This is a genomic window from Micromonospora sp. NPDC049089 (assembly GCF_040648775.1).
Taxonomy (GTDB): domain Bacteria; phylum Actinomycetota; class Actinomycetes; order Mycobacteriales; family Micromonosporaceae; genus Micromonospora.
This window is the reverse complement of the sequence record NZ_JBEZEH010000022.1, coordinates 1-22,725: the sequence shown is the minus strand read 5'-3', so window position 1 is coordinate 22,725 and position 22,725 is coordinate 1. Positions and strand designations below refer to the sequence as shown.

Genomic DNA, 22,725 nt, shown 5'->3' with positions numbered 1-22,725 from the left:
GAGATTGAGACAGTGAGCCACCCTCCGGTGCCCCGCCCAGGCGCCGCAGCAGAATGCGACGCGACGACGCGGCGCCAGCGCGAGCGGAGAAGACAGGCGTGACGATCCCCTACCCCACCATCCAGCCGACCCCCGCCATCGCCGCGGTGACCCCGCCCTCGGGCGCACCCCGGCCGCGGGTGACGTTCCTAGGGACTGGTTACCTCGGTGCGACGTACGCCATCTGCTACGCAGAACTGGGCTACGAGGTTCTCGGGTTCGACGTCGACGCCGACAAGATCGCGATGCTGAACGCCGGTCAGGTGCCGATCCACGAGCCCGGCCTGGACGAGCTGCTCCGGCGCAACCTCGCCGCCGGTCGCCTCCGGTTCAGCACCGACATCGCCGAGACCGCCGAGTTCGGTGACGTGCACTTCATCTGCGTCGGCACCCCGCAGCGGGCCGACGGCATGGGCGCCGACCTGTCGTACGTCGAGGCGTCGGTCACCAGCCTCGCGCAGCACCTGACCCGCAAGGCGTTGATCGTCGGCAAGTCCACCGTGCCGGTCGGCACCGCCGAGTGGGTCGAGCAACTCGTCGGCAAGCACACCCCGAACGACCTGGACGTCGAGGTGGCGTGGAGCCCCGAGTTCCTCCAGGAGGGCTTCGCCGTCGACGACGTCCTGCGGCCCAACCGGATCGTGGTCGGCGTCAAGAGCGAGTGGGCCAACGGCATGCTCTACGCCGCGCACAAGGGCGTGTTCGACCTGGCCGCCACGGAGGACCGCGAGGTGCCCCTGGTGGTTACCGACTTCTCCACCGCCGAGCTGGTCAAGGTCGCCGCGAACGCCTTCCTGGCCACCAAGATCTCCTTCATCAACGCGATGGCCGAGGTCTGCGAGGCCTCCGGTGGCGACGTCACCCAGCTGGCCCGCGCGATCGGCTACGACCCGCGGATCGGCAACCGGTTCCTCCAGGCCGGCCTCGGCTTCGGAGGCGCCTGCCTGCCCAAGGACATCCGGGCCTTCCAGGCCCGCGCCCAGGAGCTGGGCGCCGGCGAGGCGCTGCGCTTCCTCCACGAGGTCGACCTGATCAACCTGCGCCGGCGTACGCGGGTGCTCCAGCTCGCCGCAGACCTGCTCGGCCGCCGCTCCGGCCCGGCCGGCCCGGACTTCTCCGGCACCCGGATCGCCGTACTCGGCGCCACCTTCAAGCCCAACACCGACGACGTCCGCGACGCCCCGGCGCTCGCCGTCGCCGCGCTGCTGCACAAGGCCGGCGCCGACGTGCACGTGTACGACCCGCAGGGCACCGAGAACGCCCGCCGCGCGGTCCCCGAGTTGACGTACGAGAGCAGCATCAACGAGGCGGTCAACGAGGCCGACCTGGTCTGCGTCCTCACCGAGTGGGCCGACTTCCGCAACGCCGACCCGGTCGCCCTCGGCGAGTTGGTCAAGGGCCGCAAGGTCGTCGACGGCCGCAACTGCCTCGACCCGGCACTCTGGGCCCAGGCGGGCTGGGAGTACCGGGGCATGGGTCGCCCCTGACCCAACGGACGCCCCGCCGGCCGGCCATCGAGCATCTCGATGGCCGGCCGGTGTCGTTGTTTGCCCCGGACCCGCCGACAAGAGTCGAAATCCGCGCCAGCTTTGGGCATGCTGCGACAGTGGGAGTCCACAGTGCGGGTGGAGGGGTGTCGTGGCGACCTTTCAATGCTCCTCGTGCGGCCGGGAGATCAAGCCGGCCGTTCGATGCCCGCACTGTGGGGCAGATCAACCACAGTGGGCCGAGCACCTGGCCGACATCGAGCGTTCGATCGCGGAGATGAAGGCGCGCGACGCCGCCATCGCCCGCGAGCAGCGGCAGATCGCCGCCAAGATGCAGGCCGCGCTCTTCCAGCGGGACATCCTCGCCCACGCCAGCGAGGAGCGGCTCAAGCAGGCCACCCGGCCACGCCGGGTGCTGCGCCGCCGCCCCGGCCGGCGACCACCGACTGCCACCATGGGCGCGCCGCCCCGGGTGCCCCGCCAGGGCACTCCGCCCGCCCCCGAGGACCCGCCGCCGCCCCCGCCCCGGGCCGCCTGGCTGGACGTGGACGACCCGGAGCACCCGCCGGAGGCGTCCTCGCGGGAGGTGCAGAACATCCCGCTGGGGCTGGGCGCGCTGCTGCTCGGCGTGGCCGCCGTGGTCTTCGCCGCGGTGGCCACCAGCTCGATGGACGCGCTGGCCCGGCTCGGCATCCTGCTCCTGGCCACCGTGCTGATGCTGCTCGCCCCGCCGGCACTGGCCCGGCGCGGGCTCACCTCGACCGCCGAGACCATCGCCGCGGTCGGCCTGCTGCTGGTGCCGCTCGCCGGCAACGCCCTCTGGGCGGTGGACCGGATCGGCGTCGGCGGCGGCTCGGGCACGGTCTTCGCCGGGGTGATCTTCGCGGTCACCGCCGGCGTCGCATTCGGGTACGCCGGTTGGACCGGTCTGCGCGCGCCCCGCTTCGCCACCGTGCTCGCCGCCCAGCCGGTGCTGCCGCTGCTGGCGTACGACCAGATCACCGGCCCGGGCGGCTGGGCGCTGGTGCTGGCCCTGGTCGCCCTCGTCGACCTCGGCCTGGCCCGCTCCAGCGTGACCGTCGAACGCCAGGTCCGGCAGGACCTGCCATCGCCAGGCACGCCGCCCGCGCCCCGCCAACGAGACGCCGAGAGCAGGCCGGAGGGCGACCCGGAGGAGGCCGCCGAGCTGATCGACGCCAGCGGCGGCGCGACAGACCCGCAGCCCACCAGGCCGGTGCCCGGCCTGCGTGAGCTGACCTGGTTGCTGCACGCCCTGGCGGTCGCCGTCTCGCTGGCGTACGCGGTCACCGCCCTGCTGCGGGCACAGACCGTGCCGACCGCTACCGGCGCCGGGGTGGTGCTGCTGCTGGCCTCCGTGATCGGGCTGGCCGGCGCGTTGGTGCTGCGGCGCCCGCCGCTGCCGGACGTCGCGGCCGGCATCGTCACCCTGGCGGTGATCGGCTCGCTCAGCCGGATCGCCTCGGTGGCACTCCCCGGCCGGGCGCTGCTGCTGATCGCGGCGGTCATCACCGTGACCGGGCTGGCGGTGCGCGCGGTCCCGGAGGCGGCCCGACGTGGCCCACAGTTGGCCTCAGCGGTGGCGCTGACCGTCAGTGGTCTGGTGGTCGCCGGCGGCGCGCTACGCGCCGGGGTGGCACCGGTCCGGGCGGCACTGCCCGCCTGGAACCCCGACCTCAGCCGATACCCGGGCGAGCTGGCCGCCGCCGTCGGGCCAACGACCTGGCAGCTCGCGGGTGCCGCGTTCCTGCTCACCATCGCGGCGGTGCTAGCCCTGCCCACCGAGATCCGCCGGGAGTTCGCGGTCGCCGGCGCGGCGCTGACCGCGCTCGCCGTTCCAGCCTCGTTCGGTCTCGGCTGGGCGACGGCCCCCTGGCCAATGGTGATCACCGCGATCGGCATCGGGGTCATCGGGCTGTCCGCCCGCACCGACCGAGCCGCTGTGGCGCACGCCATCGGCGCGGCCGTGGTCGGCCTGTTCAGCGCGGGTGCCAGCCTGGCCAGCCCCACCCTCACCGCCGCGGTCCTGATCACCCTGTTCGCGGCCGGCACGCTTGTCACGCTGGCGCCCCGGATCCGGATCGCCTCGGCCGCCTCCGAGACGGTCACCGCCTGGGCCGCCGGTGGGGCCGCGTTCGCGCTGCCCGGGGCGGTGGCGGCGTTCGTGGCCGCGACCATGCCGAACGACCCGCTCCTCACCCCGGCGAGCCTGCGCGAGGTGACCGTTCCGATCCTGGCGGCCAGCTTCCTGGCGGTCTGCGTGACACTGGGCTACGCGGCCGTCGTGCAGGTCTCCCAGCGCCACATCCCCGTTCCGCTGTCGGTGGGCACCGGGCTGGGCGCGCTGATGGTCACCGCCGCCGCGTTCGGGGCGCCCGGCGCGACCGTCGCCGACGCCTGGGTGGGCGCGCTCCTGCTGGTCGCGGCGGTGCTGCTCTTCCTGGCCCCCTCCATCGACGCCGGCCGTCGAGCCGACCTCACCCTCGACGGCTCGGACCTGGCCGCTGCGGCGGTCACCACCGCCCTGATCGCCACGCTGGTACGGATCGGGGCGGTGCTCGCCCCCGGCGGGCAGCTGGCGGTGGCCGCCGCACTGCTCCTGGTGGTCGCCGTGGCCGCCCGCAGCATGCCGGAGGAGTGGCGACGCGGTCCGATCCTCGGCCTCACCGTCGGCGGCGTCCTGATCGGCGTCCTCGCCGGCTGGACGGCGGTGCGCGGCGGGGTCGGCGTGCTGGCCACCCCCGGCCCGATCTGGAGGGGCGACCTGAGCGACTGGCCGGCCGCCCCCGTCGGCGGTGCCACCTGGCAGGCGCCGGTCGCGCTGGCACTGCTGGCCCTCGCCGCCGGCATCCTGCTCCCGCCGCCGTGGCGCTGGGACGTGTCCGGTGTGGCGGTGGTGCTCGCCACGATCGGCGCACCGGCCGCATTCGATCTGGCCTGGTGGTCACCGGTGCTGGTCGGCGGAATGGTCGCCACCGTGTTCGGCATGGCCGCGGTGGCCACGGAGGAGGCACGCGCCGGGCTGTCCCGGGCCACTGTGGCCGGGGTCGTCGCGCTGCACGCCGCCGGCGCCGGACTGGTCCGCCCGTGGACCACGGCCCTGGCGCTGGGCAGCATCGCGCTGATCGGCGTGGTGGTGGCCACACTGGCCCGCGTCCTCGCCGGTCCACAGGTCGCCGACATCGACACCGAGGGCATGCCGCCGCACCTGGCGCAGATCGGCGGCGCGGCGATCGGTGCCGCCCTGCTGGCCCTCCCGGGTGCGGTGGCGGCACTGTCCGCCGAGTTCGACCACTCGGCGCAGGTGGTGCTGACCGCCGCGCTGGCGGCGACCAGCCTCGGCCTGGCCGCCGTGGCAGCGGTCCGCCGACTGGTGCCGCAATATCTGCCCTGGGTCAGCGTGGCGGTCGTCGGCGGGGCCACCATCAGCGCCCTCGCCGCCATCCCCACCGGCCTCGCCGCAGGCGTCTACGCGGCCGCCGCCGCCCTGCTCGGCGTACTGGCCGAACTGATCCGCGCGGCCACCGTGCCGCCCACCGGCGCGGCCCAGCCGGTCCGGCGCTGGGCGGTCCGACTCGACGGGGCCCTGCGGCGGCTGCCGGACGACGCGGAACGACGGCGGTGGCGGGTCAACCCGGCCGCGGGTGCGTTGGCCGCGGCGGCGCTGCCGACCGCCCTGGCGCTCGCCTCGATAGCACCCGCGCTGGTCACCGCCCTGGTCGAGCCGCACCGCACACTCACCCGGATCTGGCAGGGCCCGCCGCCGGAGCTGCTCACCCCTCCACCGGACGTGGTCAATCCGACCCACGTACTGACGGCGTTGCTGCTCACCGCGACCGCCGCGCTGGCCGCCACCGGGTTCAGCGGCGGGCGGCGTTCCCGGGCCGTGCCGGTGGTGCTGCCCGGGGCGGCCGTCACGCTGCTGATCGCACCCATCGCGCTGGGCCAGGGGTGGCCCGCCAGCACCGTCGCCGCGCTCTCCGTCTTCACCATCGCGATGCTCGGTCTCGCACTGACCCCACCGCCGGCGCTGGTCGAGCGGGCCCGCTCGCTGCGGCTGGCCCGGGTGCTGGTGTTCGCCATCGGTCTGGCCGGTGGCAGCGCCGGGCTCGCCGGCAGCCTGGCCGACCGGCAGATGACCCTGTTCACCCTGGGCAGCGCTGTCGGGGTGGGCGCGGTGGCGGCGCTGTTCGGCACCACCCAGCGGGCGCGCATCCTCGGCTGGCTCTTCGCCTCACTCATGGCGCAGCTCTTCGTGCTCACCGTCGGCCTGGTCGCCGGGCTGGCGGCGGTCTGGTCGGCGTTCGGAGTGCTGGCCGTCGGCGCGGTCCTACAGGTGCTCGCCGCGACAGTGCCCCGGCTGCGCCGCCCTGAGGCGCAGCGAGAGGCCTCCACAGTGGAGTGGACCGGGTACGCTGCCGCGCTGATCGCGTTGGCCCTCGCCTTCGACTCGCCCCGTCACATCGCCGCCCTGCTGGCCGCCTGGGGCGCTGTCCTCGGGGTGGCGGCGACCCGACCCGGTCGCCGGCCAGTGGAACGCCGGATCCTGTTCTGGGCGGTGGTGGTCTGTGAGATCACCGCGTGGTGGATCCTGATGCGAGTCGCCGACGTGGCGCTGCCCGAGGCGTACACCCTGCCGTTCGCCGTGCTGGCCCTCCTCGTCGGCGTCCTGGAGCTGCGCCACCGGCCCGACATGAGCAGTTGGGTGGCGTACGGCCCGGCGCTGGTAGCGGCCTTCGTGCCGACGCTGACGATCGTGCTGGCCACTGAGACCAGCACAGTGCGGCAGATGCTCCTGCTGCTCGGCGCGGTCGCGGTGCTTATCTTCGGCTCGTCCAGCCGGCAGCAGGCCCCCGTGATCGTCGGCGCGTCGGTCACCGCGATCACGGCGATCCACGCCCTGTTCAGCCTGGGACCGTGGTTGGCGCTGATCCCGGTGGGCATCCTGCTGCTGGTGCTCGGCGCAAGCAACGAGCGCCGCCGCCGCGCCCAGGAACGCCTACAGACCGCCCTGCGTGGCATGAGATAAAACCGAAGCGTCACAGCAGGGTGAGTGACAGCCAGGGTGAGTAGACGCGGCCCGTGAACAGCGCGGGCCGCGACCGCCCCGCACGCGCGCCCTCGCCCGCACTCGCACTCGCGCCCCCGCCCCCGCCCGCACTGGCGCCGATCATGGAGTTGTGGTGGGGGACAAAACCCGTAAATGCCCTCTCTTCGGGCACCATAACTCCATGATCGACCCGTCGGGGTCCGGGGTTGCGAGGGCTGGCGCGGGGCGGGCCGGGTTCGCCGGTGGGCCTTGCGCGATCTTGCACTTTCTGTTGCGGCATAAGGCGCGATAGCCGCAGAACAACGACCGAAAGTGCAAGATCGCGGGGGCGGGGCGGGGTTCGCGGCGCGAAGGCGGGGCGGGGCTCGCGAGGGGCAGGGCGGGGCGGGGCTCGCGAGAGCTAGGGCGGGCCTTTGGGGGGTTAGGACTGGGGCAGGGTTGCTTGGAGGGCGGCTTCCTTTGTTGCTACCAGCTTCTCCAGGTCCTGCTGGTAGGTCGCCATCTTGGCGCGCAGGCCCTCGTCTACGGCACCGAGGATCCGCACGGCGAGCAGGCCGGCGTTGCGGGCGTTGCCGATCGACACGGTGGCGACCGGGACCCCGGCCGGCATCTGCACGATGGACAGCAGCGAGTCCATGCCGTCGAGGTGCTTCAGCGGCACCGGCACGCCGATCACCGGCAGTGGCGTCACCGAGGCCACCATGCCAGGCAGCGCGGCGGCACCCCCGGCCCCCGCGATGATCACCTTGAGGCCCCGGTCGGCAGCGTCGCGCCCGTACTCGATCATCGCGACCGGAGTCCGGTGCGCCGAGATCACCCGGACCTCGTACGCCACGCCGAAGTCGTCCAACACCTCGGCCGCGGCCCGCATGGTCGGCCAGTCCGAGTCGCTGCCCATGATCAAGCCAACAGTGCTCACTACGGCCCTCTCCTCGTTCCCAAAACCGTGGTTCACCCGAAACCCTGGCTCACCCGAACCCGTGGTTCATTCGAACCCGTGGCTCACTCGTGGCCCTCGCGCAGCCAGCGCGCGGCGCGTGCGGCCCGCGCCCGCAGGTCGTCCAGGTCGTCACCGAGCACTGTGACGTGCCCGATCTTGCGGCCAGGTCGCACCTGCTTGCCGTACAGGTGCACCTTGGCGCCCGGCTCTGCGGCGAAGAGGTGGTGCAACCGCTCGTCGATCGACATCCCGCCCGGCTCACCGCCGAGCACGTTCGCCGACACCACCACCGGGGCGGTCAGCGCGGTGTCACCCATCGGGTAGTCCAGCACGGCCCGCAGGTGCTGCTCGAACTGCGAAGTCCGGGCACCCTCGATGGTCCAGTGCCCGGAGTTGTGCGGTCGCATCGCCAGCTCGTTGACCACGATCGCAGGCCGGCCGGCGTCGTCGCGCACCTCGAACAACTCCACGGCCAGCAGGCCGATCACACCGAGCGCGGTGGCCAGGTCGATGGCGAGCTGCTGAGCGGAGACCGCCAGCTCCTCGTCCAGGTCGGGGGCCGGGGCGAGGACCTCCACGTTGATGCCGTCGCGCTGCACGGTCTCGACCACGGGGTACGCAGCCACCTGACCGAACGGCGAACGGGCCACCTGCACGGCCAGCTCCCGCCGCAGCGGCACCCGCTCCTCGACGATCAGCCGGGTGCCGCCAGCGAGCAGCGTGGTCGCCAACTCGGTGGCCTGGGCGGCGTCGTCGACCATCCAGACGCCCCGGCCGTCGTACCCACCCCGAGCCGCCTTGAGGACCACCGGCCAGCCGACCTGCTCGCCGAAGCCGACGAGGTCGGCGGGCTCCGCGACCGACCGCCAGGCCGGGTTGGGCGCACCCAGCTCGGTCAGGCGTTCCCGCATGACCTGCTTGTCCTGGGCGTGCAGCAGCGCGTCCGCCGGCGGGTATAGGGGCACCCCTTCCGCCGCCAGCGTGCGGATGTGCTCGGAAGGTACGTGCTCGTGGTCGAAGGTGACGACGTCGCAGCCCTTGGCGAAGGTGCGCAGCGCGGCCAGGTCGGTGTGGTCGCCGTACTGGACGTCGGCGGCGACCAGCGCCGCGCCGTCGTCAGGGGCGGTCGCGAGCACACGCAGTGACTGGCCGAGGGCGATCGCGGCCTGGTGGGTCATTCGGGCCAACTGACCGCCACCCACCATGCCGACAACTGGCAGACCGGTACGGGAATCCATAGCGCGGCCAGCCTATCCGGGCCGTCGACGGGCCCACCGGGAGGGCTGGCGACCCGCCTCGGAAGCGCTGGCGGGACCACCCGGCGGGCGGGGCGGGCGACTACCGGGCGTGGCCGTGCGCTCAGCCGAGCTCGGCTACCAGCTCCTCGACCGAGGTAACCGGCCGCTGGCAGACGAAACCCCGGCAGACGTACGCGGCAGACCGCCCCTCGACCAGCGGACGGTCGGCGAGCAGCGGAACACCCGGCTGGTCCGGACGCCCGGCGACGACCACCGCTCCGGGCGGCGCGTGCCGGCGGGCGGCGGCCACCAGGGGGTCGCCGGCCGGGTCGTCGGTGACCACGGCGATCTCGTACGGCCCGGAGAGCAACGCCTCGCCGACGGTTGCCGCGTACCCGGTGAACCGGGGGTGCTTACCGACGATCGGCGCGACAGTGCCGAGGGCCGCTTCGGCGGCCTCCCGGTAGCGCGTCTCCCCGGTCAGCGCCGAGTACGCCACCAGCCCGGCGATCAACGCCGACCGGCCGGACGGCGTGGCGTTGTCGGTCGGGTCGGCCGGGCGGGCGACCAGCCGCTCCGCGTCGTCGGCGGTGTCGTAGAAGGCGCCACCGGGCGCGGCGAAGTGCGCCAGGGCGGTGTCCAGCAGCTCGCCGGCCAGGGTCAGCCAGCGGCCCTCGCCGGTGAGTTGGTGCAGCGCGCAGAAGGCCTCGGCAACACAGCCGTAGTCCTCCAGGACACCGGCCGGCTCGCCGACCTTGCCGTCCCGGGAGACCCGGCGCAGCCGGCCGTCCACCAGGTGTACGGCGGCCAGGTGCTCGGCGGCCTGGCGCATCGCCCCGTCGGCGACGATGGTGACGCCGTCCATCAGGTTGGCGTCCTCATCCTGCGGGGACGCGTACACGGCGGCGACCTGCTGGAACTCGGCGATGGCGGTGATCGCCAGACCGTTCCAGGCGGCCACCACCTTGTCGTCGAGGGCCGGCTGGGGGCGGGTGTCCCGGGCGGCGAGGAGTCGCCCGACCACCTGCTGCCAGCGGGCGCGCACCTCGGGCGCGGCGTCGTCCACGTCCCGGGCGAGCCGCAGCACGCTCATGCCATTCTCAAAGGTGCCGTCGTCGGTGACGGTGAACAGGTCGGCGGCGAACCGGCCGTCCTCCTCGCCCAACGCCTCCACGAGCTGCGCGGGCGTCCAGGCGTAGGTGAGCCCCTCGACGCCCTCGGTGTCGGCGTCCAGTGCGGACGCGAACCCCTGCCCGGGCCGGTGCAGCTCGTCGGCGAGGAACCGGGCGGTGTCGCGGGCCACCCGGCGGGCCAGCGGGTCGCCGGTGAGTCGCCACAGCTGGGTGTAGAGCCGCAGCAGCAGCGCGTTGTCGTAGAGCATCTTCTCGAAGTGCGGCACCGTCCAGTGCGCGTCCACCGAGTACCTGGCGAAGCCGCCCGCGAGCTGGTCGTAGAGGCCACCCCGGGCCATCGCCTCGGCCGTGTGCCGGGTGATCTCCAGGCTGCCCGGGTCGCCGGTGCGCTGGTGGTGGCGCAGCAGGAAGAGCAGGTTCATGTGCGGCGGAAACTTCGGGGCGCCACCGAACCCGCCGTTCGTGGCGTCGTACTCGCTGGCCAGCTTCGCGGCCGCCGCGTCGAGCAGCGGGGCGTCCAGCGGCGCGGTGGGGCCGCCCACGGCCTGCGCGCCGCCGATCGCCTCGACCACGGCGGCACCCTGGCCCAGCACCGCCTCGCGCTGCTCCCGCCAGGCGGTGGCGACCGACTGGAGCAACTGGACGAAGTTGGGTCGGGGGAAGTAGGTGCCGCAGAAGAACGGGGTGCCGTCCGGGGTGGCGAAGACGGTCATCGGCCAACCGCCCTGGCCGGTCATCGCCTGGGTGGCGGTCATGTAGACCGCGTCCACGTCCGGGCGTTCCTCACGATCCACCTTGATCGACACGAAGTTGTCGTTCATCAGGGCACCGACCTGCTCGTTCTCGAACGACTCGTGCGCCATGACGTGGCACCAGTGGCAGGCCGCGTAGCCCACCGAGATGAGCACCGGAACGTCCCGCCGCTTCGCCTCGGCGAACGCCTCGTCCGACCAGGGCCACCAGTCGACCGGGTTGTCGGCGTGCTGGAGCAGGTACGGACTGGTGGCCTCGGCGAGTCGGTTCACCTGACGACCATAGCCAGCCCCGGCGCGGACCGCGCGGGCTCCACCCGGACGGTCAGGACGCGCCGTCGGCGCGGAGCCGGAACACGTTCGACTCCGCCGAGTCGCGCAGCGACCCCAGCACCGCGCCGATCTTGTCCGCCGGCATGGGCTTGAAGAAGTGGTAGCCCTGCGCGGAGGTGCAGCCCAACTCGGCCAGGGCCATTCGCTGCTCGGCGGTCTCCACCCCTTCGGCGACCACCCGCAACCCCAACTCGTGAGCGAGGCCGACTGTCGTCCGGACGATCGCCGCGGCCTCCGGCGAGTCGGCCATCCGGATGACGAAGGAACGGTCCACCTTCAACTCGTCCACAGCGATCCGGGTGAGGAAGGTCAGTGACGAGAATCCGGTGCCGAAGTCGTCAACGGCGAGTTGCACGCCCATCGACCGGAGCGTCGCCAGCACCTCGTCGATGACCTCCAGCTCGCTCATCACCACCGTCTCGGTGATCTCCAGAACGAGCCGGTGCGGCGGCACCTGGTGGCGGCGCAACGCCTCGGCGATCTCCGCCGGCAACCGGGGGTCGAGCAGGCTGCGCGCCGAAAGGTTGACCGAGATCGGCACTTCCAGCCCGTCCCGGGCCCAGCCGGCGGCCACGCTGAGCGCCTTGTTCAGCACGTAGCGGGTGAAGGCGCCGAGCTGCTCGCTGTTCTCCACCGGCCGGATGAAGTCGGCCGGGTTCAGCCACCCACGCCTGGGGTGCTGCCAACGGATCAGCGCCTCCACCCCGGTGGGCGCACCCGTGGCCAGGTCGACAGCCGGCTGCAACGCCAGCACCAGCTGATCGTCGACAGTCAACGCCTCACGCAGCTCGGCCAGCAGGGCGAGCTGGTCGGTGCTGGCCGCGTCGCGTGCGCCGTCGTACGCGGCGACGTTGCCGCCGCCCTCCTTGGCCTGGTACATCGCGATGTCGGCCCGACGCAGCAGCTCGGTCAGGTCCGCGGTGCCCGCGGCGGCCACCACCACCCCGACCGAGACCTCGATGGACATCCGTACGCCGGCCACCTCGGTCGGTGCGGCCAGCCGTTCGGCGATCTCGCGGGCCTGACGCAACGCGTGGGCCATCGGGGCGGCCCGATCGCCGAGCACCGGCACCGCCGTGAGCAGCAGGGCGAACTCGTCGCCGCCGAGTCGACCGAGCAGGTCACCGGCGCGGACCAGCGCGTTGAGCCGGTTCGCGGTCAGTCGCAGCAGTTGGTCACCCGCCGCGTGACCGAGGGTGTCGTTGACTTCCTTGAACTGGTTGATGTCCAGCAGCAACAGCGCCACCGGGTGGTCGTGGCCGAGCTGTCGCAGCGACTGGTCGCCCTTGCTCAGCATCGCCGCCCGGTTGGCGAGCCCGGTGAGCGGGTCGTGCACCGCCTCGTACGACGAACGGGCTGTCACCAGCCGCAGCTCGTGGTGGGTAGCGGCGTCGTGCAGAGCGGCGGCGAGGGCGTCGCCGAACGCGGCCACCGCGTCACGTTCCCGGGCCGTGGGTGGGGCCGAGCGGGGGAACCGCACCCGCAGCCGACCGACCGGCGTGGCGCCGACCGACAGCGCCCGGCTCAGCTCGTGCTCGTCCGGCTCCGACTGGTCCGGCGGGCTGGTCTCCCGGTCGACCAGTTGACCGCCGGCGTCGCCCCGGTAGCGGTGCCACCGGCCGTCGGCCCGGGCCACGTCGACGTCCACCAGCTCGGCGTTGAACAGGGTCAGCGCCCCGGTGACCGCCGCGCTGGCCACGCCCCGCTCGTCGAGCTGGTTGAGGGCCGCGGTGGCCTCGGCGAAGGCACGCCAGGTGCGCCGCTCCTGATCGGAGCGCAGCCGGTAACGGTAGGTCTGCTGCAACAGCCACAGCAGCGGCGGTAGCAACAGCAACCAGCGCGGGTCGAGTTCCAGAAGGGCGACCACCACGAGGCCGACCGCCACGTTGCCGACGAACATCAGCAGCTTGCCACGCAGTGCGGCGAGCAGCGGCGGCCCGATCGGCAGCCCGTGCCGCAGACCCAGCGTCACGCCGCCCAGCCAGGCGGTCACCAGGAGGTACGTCACCGAACCGGCGATCACGGCCAGCGCCAGGATCGGGGTGGGTGGCGAGAGCAGGGGCCGCCCGAGCGCGGTGGTCACGGAGACGGCCAGTGCGGACGCGGCGGCCAGCGAAGCGGCGATCCGGACGATCTCCAGGGCCGGACGGCGGTCGCTGTGCAGTGACAGCAGCGTCCAGGCCAGCCCGGTGCCGAGCAGCGTGGCGGACGGGAGCCAGCCGGCTGGAGTCAGGTAGAGGCAGACGATCAGGGCCGCCTCGCCCCAGGTGATGCTGACCATGCCGGCGGCCGAGCGGAATCGCAGCCGGGCGAGCTGGGCGAGGGCCAGGACGGCAACGGCGATGCCGAAACGGGCCGGACCGCCGAGGGGGTCGTCGGCCGGCAGCCGGACCGGGAGGGTCAGCCCGACCGCGGCGGCGGCCAGGGCGGTCAGCGTGACGGCGGCGGTGAGCACGAGCACCCGGCCCGGTGTGCCACGCACCCCGAGCCGATCGAACGGGTCGTCGGCCGGACCGGAGGTCATCGACCTCCCCCGTCAGCCGACCGACCGACGTCGCGGTGGGCGGCCGGTGCTGTGCTGGTCATCGGCGCCCCCTCCCGCACACGGCTCGGAGACTTTTGGTCCCCCCGGCGGAAGGCTAAGCCAAACCGGGTGGTCGCAACAGGGGGCGACCACCCGGTTCGGCGTGATTCACGCGCGGACTACCCGTTCAGGTGCTGCTGGTGCCCGTTGGGAGCGGGCGTGGATGAATCACGCCCCCCGGTCCCGTCTGTCGGATCGGCGACTGCCGCATCGGCCCTGCTGGGGTCGGTCGGCCCGGACTGCGTGGGGAAACGGTCCGGCAGACGGCGCAGCCGAGCGTTCATGTTGCGGATCAGCAGAATGGTCGCGGTGGCCAGCAGCAGGATGAGGAAGAGGCCCATCGGCCCGGCCAGACCACCCGTGCGGGTGTCCCCGAAGTTGTTCTCCGCGAGCACCTGGGCAGCGGTCAGCATGGCGTTCCTCCGATGTGCGGTTGGTAACCAGGGTAGCCCTGCCGGGAATCAGCGCGCGTGCGCCGTCTCCCGCACCCCGGCGAAGAGGTCGGACTCTGGCAGCGGGCTGTCGACCATCGAGCGCGCCAGCTCGTAATCCTCGGTCGGCCAGGCGCGCCGCTGAAGCTCCATCGGCACGTGGAACCAGAAGCCGTCCGGGTCGACCTGGGTGGCGTGGGCGCGCAGCGCGTCATCGCGGACCGGGAAGTATTCGGCGCACTCGACCCGGGTGGTGATCCGCGGGCCCTTGTCGGGGCGGTCCTCCCACCGCTTGAGCCACTCCTCGTAGGGCGACTCCAGACCGGCGGCCAGCATGCCCTCGTGCAAGGCCATGATCTTGCCCTTGGAGAAGCCGATGTCGTAGTAGAGCTTCAGTGGCTGCCAGGGCGCGCCCAGCTCCGGGTAGCGCTCCGGGTCACCGGCGGCCTCGAACGCGGCCACGCTCACCTTGTGGCACATGATGTGGTCCGGGTGCGGGTAGCCACCCTCCTCGTCGTACGTGGTCACCACGTGCGGACGGAACTCGCGCATCAACCGCACCAGCGGGCCCGCAGCGACCTCGACGTCCTGGAGGGCGAAACAGCCCTCGGGCAGCGGCGGCAGCGGATCGCCCTCGGGCAGACCCGAGTCGACGAAGCCCAGCCAGGCCTGGTCGACGCCGAGGATCGCCCGCGCGGCGTCCATCTCGGCACGCCGGATCTCGCCGATGTTCGCCCACACGTCGGGTCGGTCGAGCTTGGGGTTGAGCACGCTCCCGCGCTCGCCACCGGTGCACGTCACGACCAGGACGTCCACCCCCTGAGCGACATATTTCGCCGTCGTCGCCGCGCCCTTGCTCGACTCGTCGTCCGGGTGCGCGTGCACGGCCATGAGACGCAGTTGCTCTGCCAACTTCGGCGCTCCTCGTCTGTGCCGGACGGTGGACCCGACCGGGCTCGACCGGCTGACCTGCCGGGGTCTTTCCTCACCGCACCCTGTCACCGGCCACCAGCGCCGGGCATGACCTGCCATTCCTGCCGCTGGACCGGGTGGGAGGATGGGGCTCTGTCATTCTTGCCGATGCCGCCGACAACAACGCCAGGAGATACCCGCCGGTGACCGAGACGCACGCCACAATTTCACCAGGCGCGCCGGTATTCCCGGCCGGACGCTACGGCCGCCGTCGGGCACCGGGCGGAAAGCGCCGCCGTACGCTGATGGCCGCGCTGGCGCTGTTCGCGCTCGTCGCGACGCTGACCGTGATCTCGGTCCGGCTCTACCGCCAGTACGGCGACCCGGTCTACGACGCCCAGGTGATCACCTACACCGACATCACGGACAAGCAGGTGCTTGTCGACTTTCGGGTGACGGTCCCGTCCGGTGGGTCAGCGGTCTGCGTGCTGCGTGCCCGGGACCGTGCCGGCGCCGAGGTCGGCCGCGAAGAGGTCACCGTCACCGCCGACCCCGGGGATCGGCACGTCACGACCCGGCACCGTCTGACGACCACCGCGCGGCCGTTCATCGGTGAGGTACTGCGCTGCCGAGCACCCTCCTGAGCTGCCCAAACAGCACCAGAATTGGGGCTGACGGGGCGTTCACCCCCGGTGTGTGATCCGGACACCGGCGGTGATGGCCGACACGCTGTGTCGTACCGCACTGGTAACTTGGTAGTTCACCTGTCAGCCAGCCACGCACAACTGAGGAGAACGCCTGTGTCCACTGGCAACGAGGCGCCCGCCACCTGGCTGTCCCAGGACGCGTACGACCGCCTCCAGGCCGAGCTCGACGAGCACATCGCCAACCGCCCGGTGATCGCAGCCGAGATCAACGCTCGGCGCGAGGAGGGCGACCTGAAGGAGAACGGCGGCTACCACGCCGCCCGCGAGGAGCAGGGCAAGGCCGAGGGCCGCATCCGCTACCTCCAGGAGCTGCTGCGCACCGCGAAGGTCGGCGCGGCGCCGACGGCGGACGCGGTGTCGCCCGGCATGGTGGTGACGATCTACTTCGACGACGACACGAACGACACCGAGACCTTCCTGCTCGGTTCCCGGGAGATCGCCGCCACCACCGACCTGACCGTCTACAGCCCCGAGTCCGCGCTGGGCAAGGCGATCCTGGGCGGCCGCGCCGGGCAGACCTGCACCTACACGGCCCCCAGCGGCGCCGACATCAAGGTGACAGTGGTCAGCTTCGAGCCGTTCTCCGGCTGACCGTCGCCGATCGCGTCACCCGCTTCCGACCGGGTCGACCGACGCCGGCACCCCGCTGCCGACACACTGCGCATCCGAGGCGTGGCACCCACAGGTGTCACGCCTCGGCCGCGAAGACCACCTGGTAGCCGCTGGCCCGCAGGGCGCTGATCAGGGTGTCCGAGTGCTCGACACCACGGGTTTCCACCGACAGCGCCACCTCCACCTCGCCGAGGCTGAGGTGCGGGTTGGCCCGCTGGTGTTCCACGTCCACCACGTTGGCCCGGTGCTCGGCGATCTGGCTGAGCAGCGACGCGAGCTGCCCCGGCCGGTCCGAACAGCGCACGGTCACCCGCAGGTAGCGGCCCGCCGCGGCCAACCCGTGCTCGATCACCCGCATCATCAGCAGCGGGTCGATGTTGCCGCCGGAGAGCACCGCGACCACCGGCGTCTCCACCTCGACCACACCGGCCAGCAGCGCGGCCACACCGACCGCACCGGCCGGCTCGACCACCTGCTTTCCCCGCTCCAGCAGCATCAGCAGAGCCCGGGAGATGTCCTCCTCGGAGACCGTGACGATCTCGTCGACCAGCTTGCGCACGTGGTTGAAGGTGATCTCGCCCGGCCGGCCGACCGCGATGCCGTCGGCGATGGTGGAGAAGATGGGCAGCCGGACCGGTTCCCCGGCCACCAGTGAGGGCGGGAACGCCGCCGCTCCGGCCGCCTGCACGCCGATGATCCGGACGTCCGGGCGCAACGCCTTGGCGGCCACCGCCATGCCCGAGATCAGACCGCCGCCACCCACCCCGGTGATGATCGTCTTTACCTCCGGGCACTGTTCGAGGATCTCCAGCGCCACAGTGCCCTGCCCGGCGATCACATCAGGGTGGTCGAACGGGTGGATCAGCACCGCTCCGGTGCGCTCGGCGTACGTGTGCGCCGCGACCAGCGACTCGTCGACCGTGTTCCCGGCCAACTCGACCTGCGCGCCGTACCCCTTCGTGGCGGCCACCTTCGGCAGCGGCGCGTTGACCGGCATGAAGACGGTGGCGTGCGTGCCGACCAGGCCGGCGGCGAGAGCCACGCCCTGCGCGTGGTTGCCCGCGCTCGCCGCGACCACCCCACGCTCCCGCTCCGCGGCCGACAACCGGGAGATCCGCACGTACGCGCCCCGCACCTTGTACGAGCCGGCGCGCTGCACGTTCTCGCACTTGAGCCACGTCGGCCCGCCCAGAGCCGCGCTGAGCGGCCGGGAGGGCTCCAGCGGGGTGGTGCGGGTGACGCCAGCGAGCAACTCCCGTGCGGCCCGCACGTCGTCGAGACCGACCAGTTCCGTCATGCCCCGATCGTGCCATTCGCCCCCGGGGCACCCTGCGGCGACACCGGTGCGAGGCGTGCCGGAGACGATCACGCGGTGGCCGTCGACCCCGTCTCGACGCGGGGATAACCGGGGGCGTGGCGCGTCCACGGGGCGGCCATCTCGAACTGCCCGGCCACACCGAGCAGCAGCAGCTCCGAGCCGGGCGGACCGACCAGCTGCACGGCGACCGGCAGACCGTCGGGGCGGCGTCCGACCGGCACGACGACCGCCGGCAGGCCGGCGATGTTCCAGGGTGCGGCGTACGGGGCGTACCGGATGTTGGCTGTCATGTTCGCCCGCCAGGACCGCTCCGACCAGCGGGCCGCCTCCGGTGGCGCGCTGGCCAGCGCCGGGGTGAGGAGCAGGTCGACCGAGTGGTCGGTGAAGAAGTCGACCGACCGTTGCCGCCAGGCGGCCCGGTCCGCCTCCCGCACGTAGCCGCGACGCTGCGCCCACTCGCCGAGTGCGACGTGTCGCCGGGTACGCCGTTGCAGCCCACGCCGGTCCAGACCGGAGGCCCGGACGTCGGTTGCGGCAGCGGCGAACCAGGTGGCGATGCCCTGGAGGCCGAGAGCGGTCGGGTAGACCGGATCGGCGGGCACGGTGTCGTGCCCGGCGGCGGCGAGGAGCCGACCGGCGGCGGCGACCGCGTCGCGGTTGGGCGCGTCCGGTGCGACACCACGCACCGGGGAGCGCAGCGAGACACCCACCCGCAGCCGCTGCGGGGGGACCAGCTTCTCGGGACGCCGGCCGGCGAGCACCGAGAAGCCGACAGCCGCGTCGGCGACCGTGCTGGTCAACATGCCGTGCTCGGTGAGGCCGAACCAGTCGTCCGCCCCGAGCTGGCAGGGGACCACGCCCCGACCCGGCTTGAGCCCGACGAGGCCGCAGCAGGCCGCCGGAATCCGGATCGAGCCGAGACCGTCGTTCGCGTGCGCAATCGGCACCAGTCCGGCCGCGACCGCTGCGGCGGCACCACCGGAGGACCCACCGGGGGTACGCGTGCTGTCCCACGGGTTACGGGTCACCGCGCTGTCGTCGTCGGTGAGCGCCCACAGCCCCAGCTCCGGCATTCGGGTCACGCCGAGGATCACCGCGCCGGCGCCGCGCAGCCGACGCACCACCTCGTGGTCGGCCTCCGACACGTCGGTGCGGGCGGCGGCCGACCCGTTCCAGGTGGGCAGGCCGGCGACCGGTGTGTTCTCCTTGACCGCCACCGGAACCCCGGCCAGCGGCAGGTTGGCCAGGTCCTCCTGCTCGTCGACCTTCTCCGCCTCGGTGATCGCCTCACCGCCGCGAACGGCGCGGAACGCGGCCAGCTCACGGTCGGCTCGGGAGATGTACTCGAGGTGGTCGGCGACGACCTGGGTCGCCGAGACGTCACCTCGACGTACGCCCCGGGCGATCTGCTTGGCGGTCGCTCCGACCCAGGTCGCCATGATGTCCTGCACGGCCATCCTTCCCCAGCGGTCAGCCCAGCGCCTGCTCCAGATCGGCGAGTAGGTCGTCGACCGTCTCGATGCCGACAGACAGTCGCACGAGATCGCCGGGAACTTCAAGCGGCGAGCCGGCAGCACTTGCGTGTGTCATCCGACCCGGGTGCTCGATCAGGGATTCCACACCACCCAGCGACTCGGCGAGCACGAAGAGCTTGGCCCGGTTGCAGATCTCGACGGCGTGGTCCTCACCACCGGCGGCGCGGAACGAGATCATGCCGCCGAACCGGCGCATCTGCTTGGCGGCGACCTCGTGACCGGGGTGCGAGGGCAGCCCCGGATAGAGCACCTGGGCGACCTTGGCGTGACCGTCGAGGTACGCGGCGAGCCGCTCGGCGTTGTCGCAGTGCCGATCCATGCGTACCCCGAGGGTCTTGATGCCGCGCAGGGTGAGCCAGGCGTCGAACGGCCCGTTGATCGCGCCCATGGCGTTCTGGTGGTAGCGCAACTCCTCGCCGAGTCCGGCGTCGGCGACGACGAGGGCGCCACCGACCACGTCGGAGTGCCCGCCGACGTACTTGGTGGTCGAGTGCACCACCACGTCCGCGCCGAAGGCGATCGGCTGCTGGAGGTACGGCGAGGCGAAGGTGTTGTCCACCACCAGCAGGGCGCCCGCGTCATGTGCCACGGCGGCCAGGGCGGCGATGTCGGCGATGCCGAGCAGCGGATTGGTCGGCGTCTCCACCCAGACGATCTTCGTGCGGCCGGGCTGCACCGCCGCCCGGACCGCGTCCGGGTCGGAGACCTTGGCCGGGCTGAACTCCAGGCCCCAGCGCTGCGCGACCCGGGCGAAGAGCCGGTACGTGCCGCCGTACGCGTCGTCCGGGATCACCACGTGGTCACCGGGCTGGCACACGGCCCGCAGCAGGGTGTCCTCCGCCGCGAGGCCACTGGCGAAGGCGAGACCGACCGGCCCGCCCTCCAACGCCGCCAGGCACTCCTGGAGCGCGTCACGGGTCGGGTTGCCGGAGCGGCTGTACTCGTAGCCGAGGCGAGGTGCGCCGACGGCGTCCTGGGCGTACGTGCTGGTCTGGTAGATCGGTGGTATCACCGCGCCGGTGCGGGCCTCGGGGTCCTGACCGGCGTGGATGGCGAGCGTCTCGAAGCCGTGACTCATTCTGGTGAGGCTAGTGCCCCGTCCCGAGGGCTGGAACGGAACCCGCGCTCCCGGTGGGGGCCGGACCTTCCGGCCCGGCCCCCACGTGCCAGCCAGGGGCCGACGGTCGGTCAGCCGGCCGGTACGGGCAGGACGTGCAGGGTGGCCTGGTTCCGCCCGGTCCAGTCGTAGGAGAGCGCGTAGAGCCGTGCACCGTTCGGCGACCAGGCCAGCCCACCCGGGGTCAGCTCACCGCCTCCCAGCACGAAGCGGGTCAGTTCGGTTCCGTCAGGCTGATAGACGAACAGGTACGAGGTGTCCGCCGCGGCGGCGATCCTGGTGCCGTCGCGGGACGGCTCGACGGCGGTCGGGTAGGCGCCGGTGGGGAAGATCGCCGAGGGGGTGGTGATGTCGGCGAACGGAAACGCCTGCACCACGTACGGGGCGCCGGCCGCGGTGTAGAGGGTGGTGCCGGTCGGGTCGAGGGCGATGTCCTGCAGGTTGCTGCCGATCACCGTCCACTCGTTGACCCGCAGCAGGGTGAGCGCTCCCCCGGCTCCGAGCGCGTACGCGTAGACCGACGCCGGGCTCAACGACACCTGCCCGGCCAGCAGCACCGATCGGTTCTGACTGGCGGCGGCCAGCAGCGGAGCGCCGTAGAAGTCCTGGGTGGTGGCCATCCCCGTCGTCACCCGGGCCGGCTGGCGCCCCAGGTCGATCTGGCCGATGTTGCCGCCCCACTGGTCACAGCCGTAGCCGAACCACAGGTACCGGCCGGTCAACGCCAGCGACGACGGGCACTCGCCCGCGCCGGTGTCGTACCGGGCCGACTCGACCAGCGAGCCGGTGTCGAAGGCGGCGATGGCGTTGGCGGTCGGCAGCGCCACGTAGAGGGTCCGCCGGTCGGCGCTGAGCAGCAGGTCGGTGGGGCCGGGCAGGCCCGACAGCGTGCCGACCACAGTGCCTGTCGCGCTGGTCACCACGACATCGGTGGCGGACCTGCCACCGCTGACGAAGACCCGGTCACCGGCCGACACCACGTCGGCCACCGTGTTCAGCGGCAGTGGGGTGGCGGTCTGCGCGGCGGCCGCCTGGGCGTGGCCCGGGGCCGCGCCGGTGAGCAGCCCGGCGGTCAGCGCCGCCAGCACCAGGGTGAGACCTCTTCTGATCTGCAAGCTTCGTCCTCTCAGAGCATCGACGCGGACGCCGACGGCCGGGATCGTCCCGCGCTCATTCATTCACGTAGATGACTACCACAGCCGGTTCAGGCGCGGGGGGCGCCGTGACCCGCGAGGCCGCCGGCATAACCTGGCCCGATGAGCGGTTGCGTGTTCTGCGGGATCGTGACGGGCGAGGTGCCGGCGTTCCGGGTGGCCGACACCCCGGACGGGGTGGCGTTCCTGGACACCCGGCCGGTGTTCAAGGGGCATGTTCTGGTGGTGCCCCGGCCGCACCTGGTGACCCTGGCGGAGTTGCCGGCCGACCTGCTGCCCGCCTACTTCGCCATGGTTCAGCGGCTGGCGGTGGCGGTGGAGACCGCCCTCGGCGCCGGTGGGACGTTCGTGGCGATGAACAACAAGGTGTCCCAATCGGTGCCCCACCTGCACACCCACGTGGTCCCGCGCACCAAGGGCGACGGGTTGCGGGGCTTCTTCTGGCCGCGCACGAGGTACGACGACGACACCGAGGCCCAGACGTACGCGGACCGGATCGCGGCAGCACTGCCCGGCGGGGCCTGACTGACGGTCACGCGGGTAAGGAAGCTGGACCCTCCGGTGTTACACGCTGGGAGAGGTACGAGAGGAGATCCCCACCGTGTTTTTGCGCCGTATGAACGCCGATATGGTCTCGCCCGACCAAGCCCTGCCGGGCCGTCCGATCGCCATGCCGGTCGCCGACCGCCACGAGGTGCTGGGCACCCCGTTGCAGGGCCCGTTCCCTGAGGGCCTCCAGGTCGCGGTCTTCGGCATGGGCTGTTTCTGGGGTGCCGAACGGCTGTTCTGGACGCTTCCCGGCGTCTACACCACCTCCGCCGGCTACGCGGGTGGCATCACCAAGAACCCGACGTACGAGGAGACGTGTTCCGGCCGGACCGGGCACGCCGAGGTCGTCCAGGTGGTGTACGACCCCAGCAAGATCAACTACGAGGATCTGCTGAAGGTCTTCTGGGAGAACCACGACCCGACCCAGGGCATGCGCCAGGGCAACGACGTGGGCACGCAGTACCGCTCGGCGATCTACACGACCACCGACGGACAGCGGACCATCGCGGAGTCGTCCCGCGACGCGTTCCAGCCGATCGTGACGCGGGCCGGCAAGGGTGCGATCACCACTGAGATCGCCCCGCTCGGCAGCTACTACTTCGCCGAGGACTACCACCAGCAGTACCTCGCGCCGACCAAGAACCCGAACGGGTACTGCAACCACGGCCCGAACGGGCTGAGCTGCCCGGTCGGCGTGGCCCGAGTCGGCGGCTGACCACGACGCACCACCCTGTCGTCGGGGCGCGGCGCTCGCCCCCCCCCCCCCGCGGGGGGGCGCCAAACCCATGCGGACCCCAAGGCCAAGGACTGTTTGTT

At 72.5% G+C, this 22,725-nt stretch carries 16 protein-coding genes; 6 read left to right on the top strand and 10 right to left on the bottom strand.

Annotated features, from left to right (window positions below; all coding sequences use genetic code 11):
- Positions 1 to 98: 98 nt before the first annotated feature.
- Positions 99 to 1,526, top strand: coding sequence for a UDP-glucose/GDP-mannose dehydrogenase family protein (locus AB0B48_RS06460; RefSeq protein ID WP_355005619.1), 1,428 nt, complete (start codon positions 99 to 101; stop codon positions 1,524 to 1,526).
- A 151-nt stretch (positions 1,527 to 1,677) separates the two neighbouring features.
- On the top strand, positions 1,678 to 6,573 hold the full coding sequence (locus tag AB0B48_RS06455; RefSeq protein WP_357196787.1) for a permease: 4,896 nt from the start codon (positions 1,678 to 1,680) through the stop codon (positions 6,571 to 6,573).
- Positions 6,574 to 7,015: 442 nt separating this feature from the next.
- Here the strand turns inward: AB0B48_RS06455 and purE are convergent, their stop codons facing one another.
- The 6 genes from purE to mca form a co-directional block, all read right to left on the bottom strand.
- Positions 7,016 to 7,513, bottom strand: coding sequence for a 5-(carboxyamino)imidazole ribonucleotide mutase (gene purE, locus AB0B48_RS06450; RefSeq protein ID WP_357196785.1), 498 nt, complete (start codon positions 7,511 to 7,513; stop codon positions 7,016 to 7,018).
- A gap of 83 nt (positions 7,514 to 7,596) precedes the next feature.
- On the bottom strand, positions 7,597 to 8,772 hold the full coding sequence (locus AB0B48_RS06445; protein WP_357196782.1) for a 5-(carboxyamino)imidazole ribonucleotide synthase: 1,176 nt from the start codon (positions 8,770 to 8,772) through the stop codon (positions 7,597 to 7,599).
- 121 nt (positions 8,773 to 8,893) lie between these two features.
- The gene (locus AB0B48_RS06440; RefSeq protein ID WP_357196779.1) at positions 8,894 to 10,930 is read right to left on the bottom strand and encodes a thioredoxin domain-containing protein; all 2,037 of its coding nucleotides are present in this window, start codon (positions 10,928 to 10,930) and stop codon (positions 8,894 to 8,896) included.
- Between the two features lie 52 nt (positions 10,931 to 10,982).
- Entirely contained in the window at positions 10,983 to 13,514 is a 2,532-nt protein-coding gene (locus tag AB0B48_RS06435; protein WP_357196776.1) for a bifunctional diguanylate cyclase/phosphodiesterase, read from the bottom strand.
- A gap of 179 nt (positions 13,515 to 13,693) precedes the next feature.
- Positions 13,694 to 13,987 carry a hypothetical protein gene (locus AB0B48_RS06430; RefSeq protein WP_357196773.1) on the bottom strand — a complete coding sequence of 98 codons (294 nt, stop codon included), beginning with the start codon at positions 13,985 to 13,987 and terminating at the stop codon, positions 13,694 to 13,696.
- A gap of 48 nt (positions 13,988 to 14,035) precedes the next feature.
- Positions 14,036 to 14,917 carry a mycothiol conjugate amidase Mca gene (gene mca / locus AB0B48_RS06425; protein WP_203126352.1) on the bottom strand — a complete coding sequence of 294 codons (882 nt, stop codon included), beginning with the start codon at positions 14,915 to 14,917 and terminating at the stop codon, positions 14,036 to 14,038.
- 203 nt (positions 14,918 to 15,120) lie between these two features.
- Between mca and AB0B48_RS06420 the strand changes: the two genes are divergently transcribed.
- Positions 15,121 to 15,561, top strand: coding sequence for a DUF4307 domain-containing protein (locus AB0B48_RS06420; RefSeq protein WP_357196770.1), 441 nt, complete (start codon positions 15,121 to 15,123; stop codon positions 15,559 to 15,561).
- A 156-nt stretch (positions 15,562 to 15,717) separates the two neighbouring features.
- A complete protein-coding gene (gene greA, locus AB0B48_RS06415; RefSeq protein WP_357196766.1) occupies positions 15,718 to 16,215 on the top strand; it encodes a transcription elongation factor GreA in 498 nt (165 codons plus the stop codon).
- A 97-nt stretch (positions 16,216 to 16,312) separates the two neighbouring features.
- Here greA and ilvA read toward each other — a convergent pair whose 3' ends face one another.
- From ilvA to AB0B48_RS06395, 4 genes are all read right to left on the bottom strand, one after another.
- Positions 16,313 to 17,533, bottom strand: coding sequence for a threonine ammonia-lyase (gene ilvA, locus AB0B48_RS06410; RefSeq protein WP_357196763.1), 1,221 nt, complete (start codon positions 17,531 to 17,533; stop codon positions 16,313 to 16,315).
- 68 nt (positions 17,534 to 17,601) lie between these two features.
- Entirely contained in the window at positions 17,602 to 19,011 is a 1,410-nt protein-coding gene (locus tag AB0B48_RS06405; RefSeq protein WP_357196760.1) for an amidase family protein, read from the bottom strand.
- 13 nt (positions 19,012 to 19,024) lie between these two features.
- Positions 19,025 to 20,167, bottom strand: coding sequence for a cystathionine gamma-synthase (locus AB0B48_RS06400; protein ID WP_355005630.1), 1,143 nt, complete (start codon positions 20,165 to 20,167; stop codon positions 19,025 to 19,027).
- Between the two features lie 110 nt (positions 20,168 to 20,277).
- A complete protein-coding gene (locus AB0B48_RS06395; protein WP_357196757.1) occupies positions 20,278 to 21,321 on the bottom strand; it encodes a hypothetical protein in 1,044 nt (347 codons plus the stop codon).
- 141 nt (positions 21,322 to 21,462) lie between these two features.
- Between AB0B48_RS06395 and AB0B48_RS06390 the strand changes: the two genes are divergently transcribed.
- Complete coding sequence (locus AB0B48_RS06390; RefSeq protein ID WP_357196754.1) at positions 21,463 to 21,885, top strand: HIT family protein; 423 nt, start codon at positions 21,463 to 21,465, stop codon at positions 21,883 to 21,885.
- Positions 21,886 to 21,961: 76 nt separating this feature from the next.
- A complete protein-coding gene (gene msrA / locus AB0B48_RS06385) occupies positions 21,962 to 22,624 on the top strand; it encodes a peptide-methionine (S)-S-oxide reductase MsrA (RefSeq protein ID WP_357196751.1) in 663 nt (220 codons plus the stop codon).
- The last annotated feature ends 101 nt before the right edge of the window (positions 22,625 to 22,725 follow it).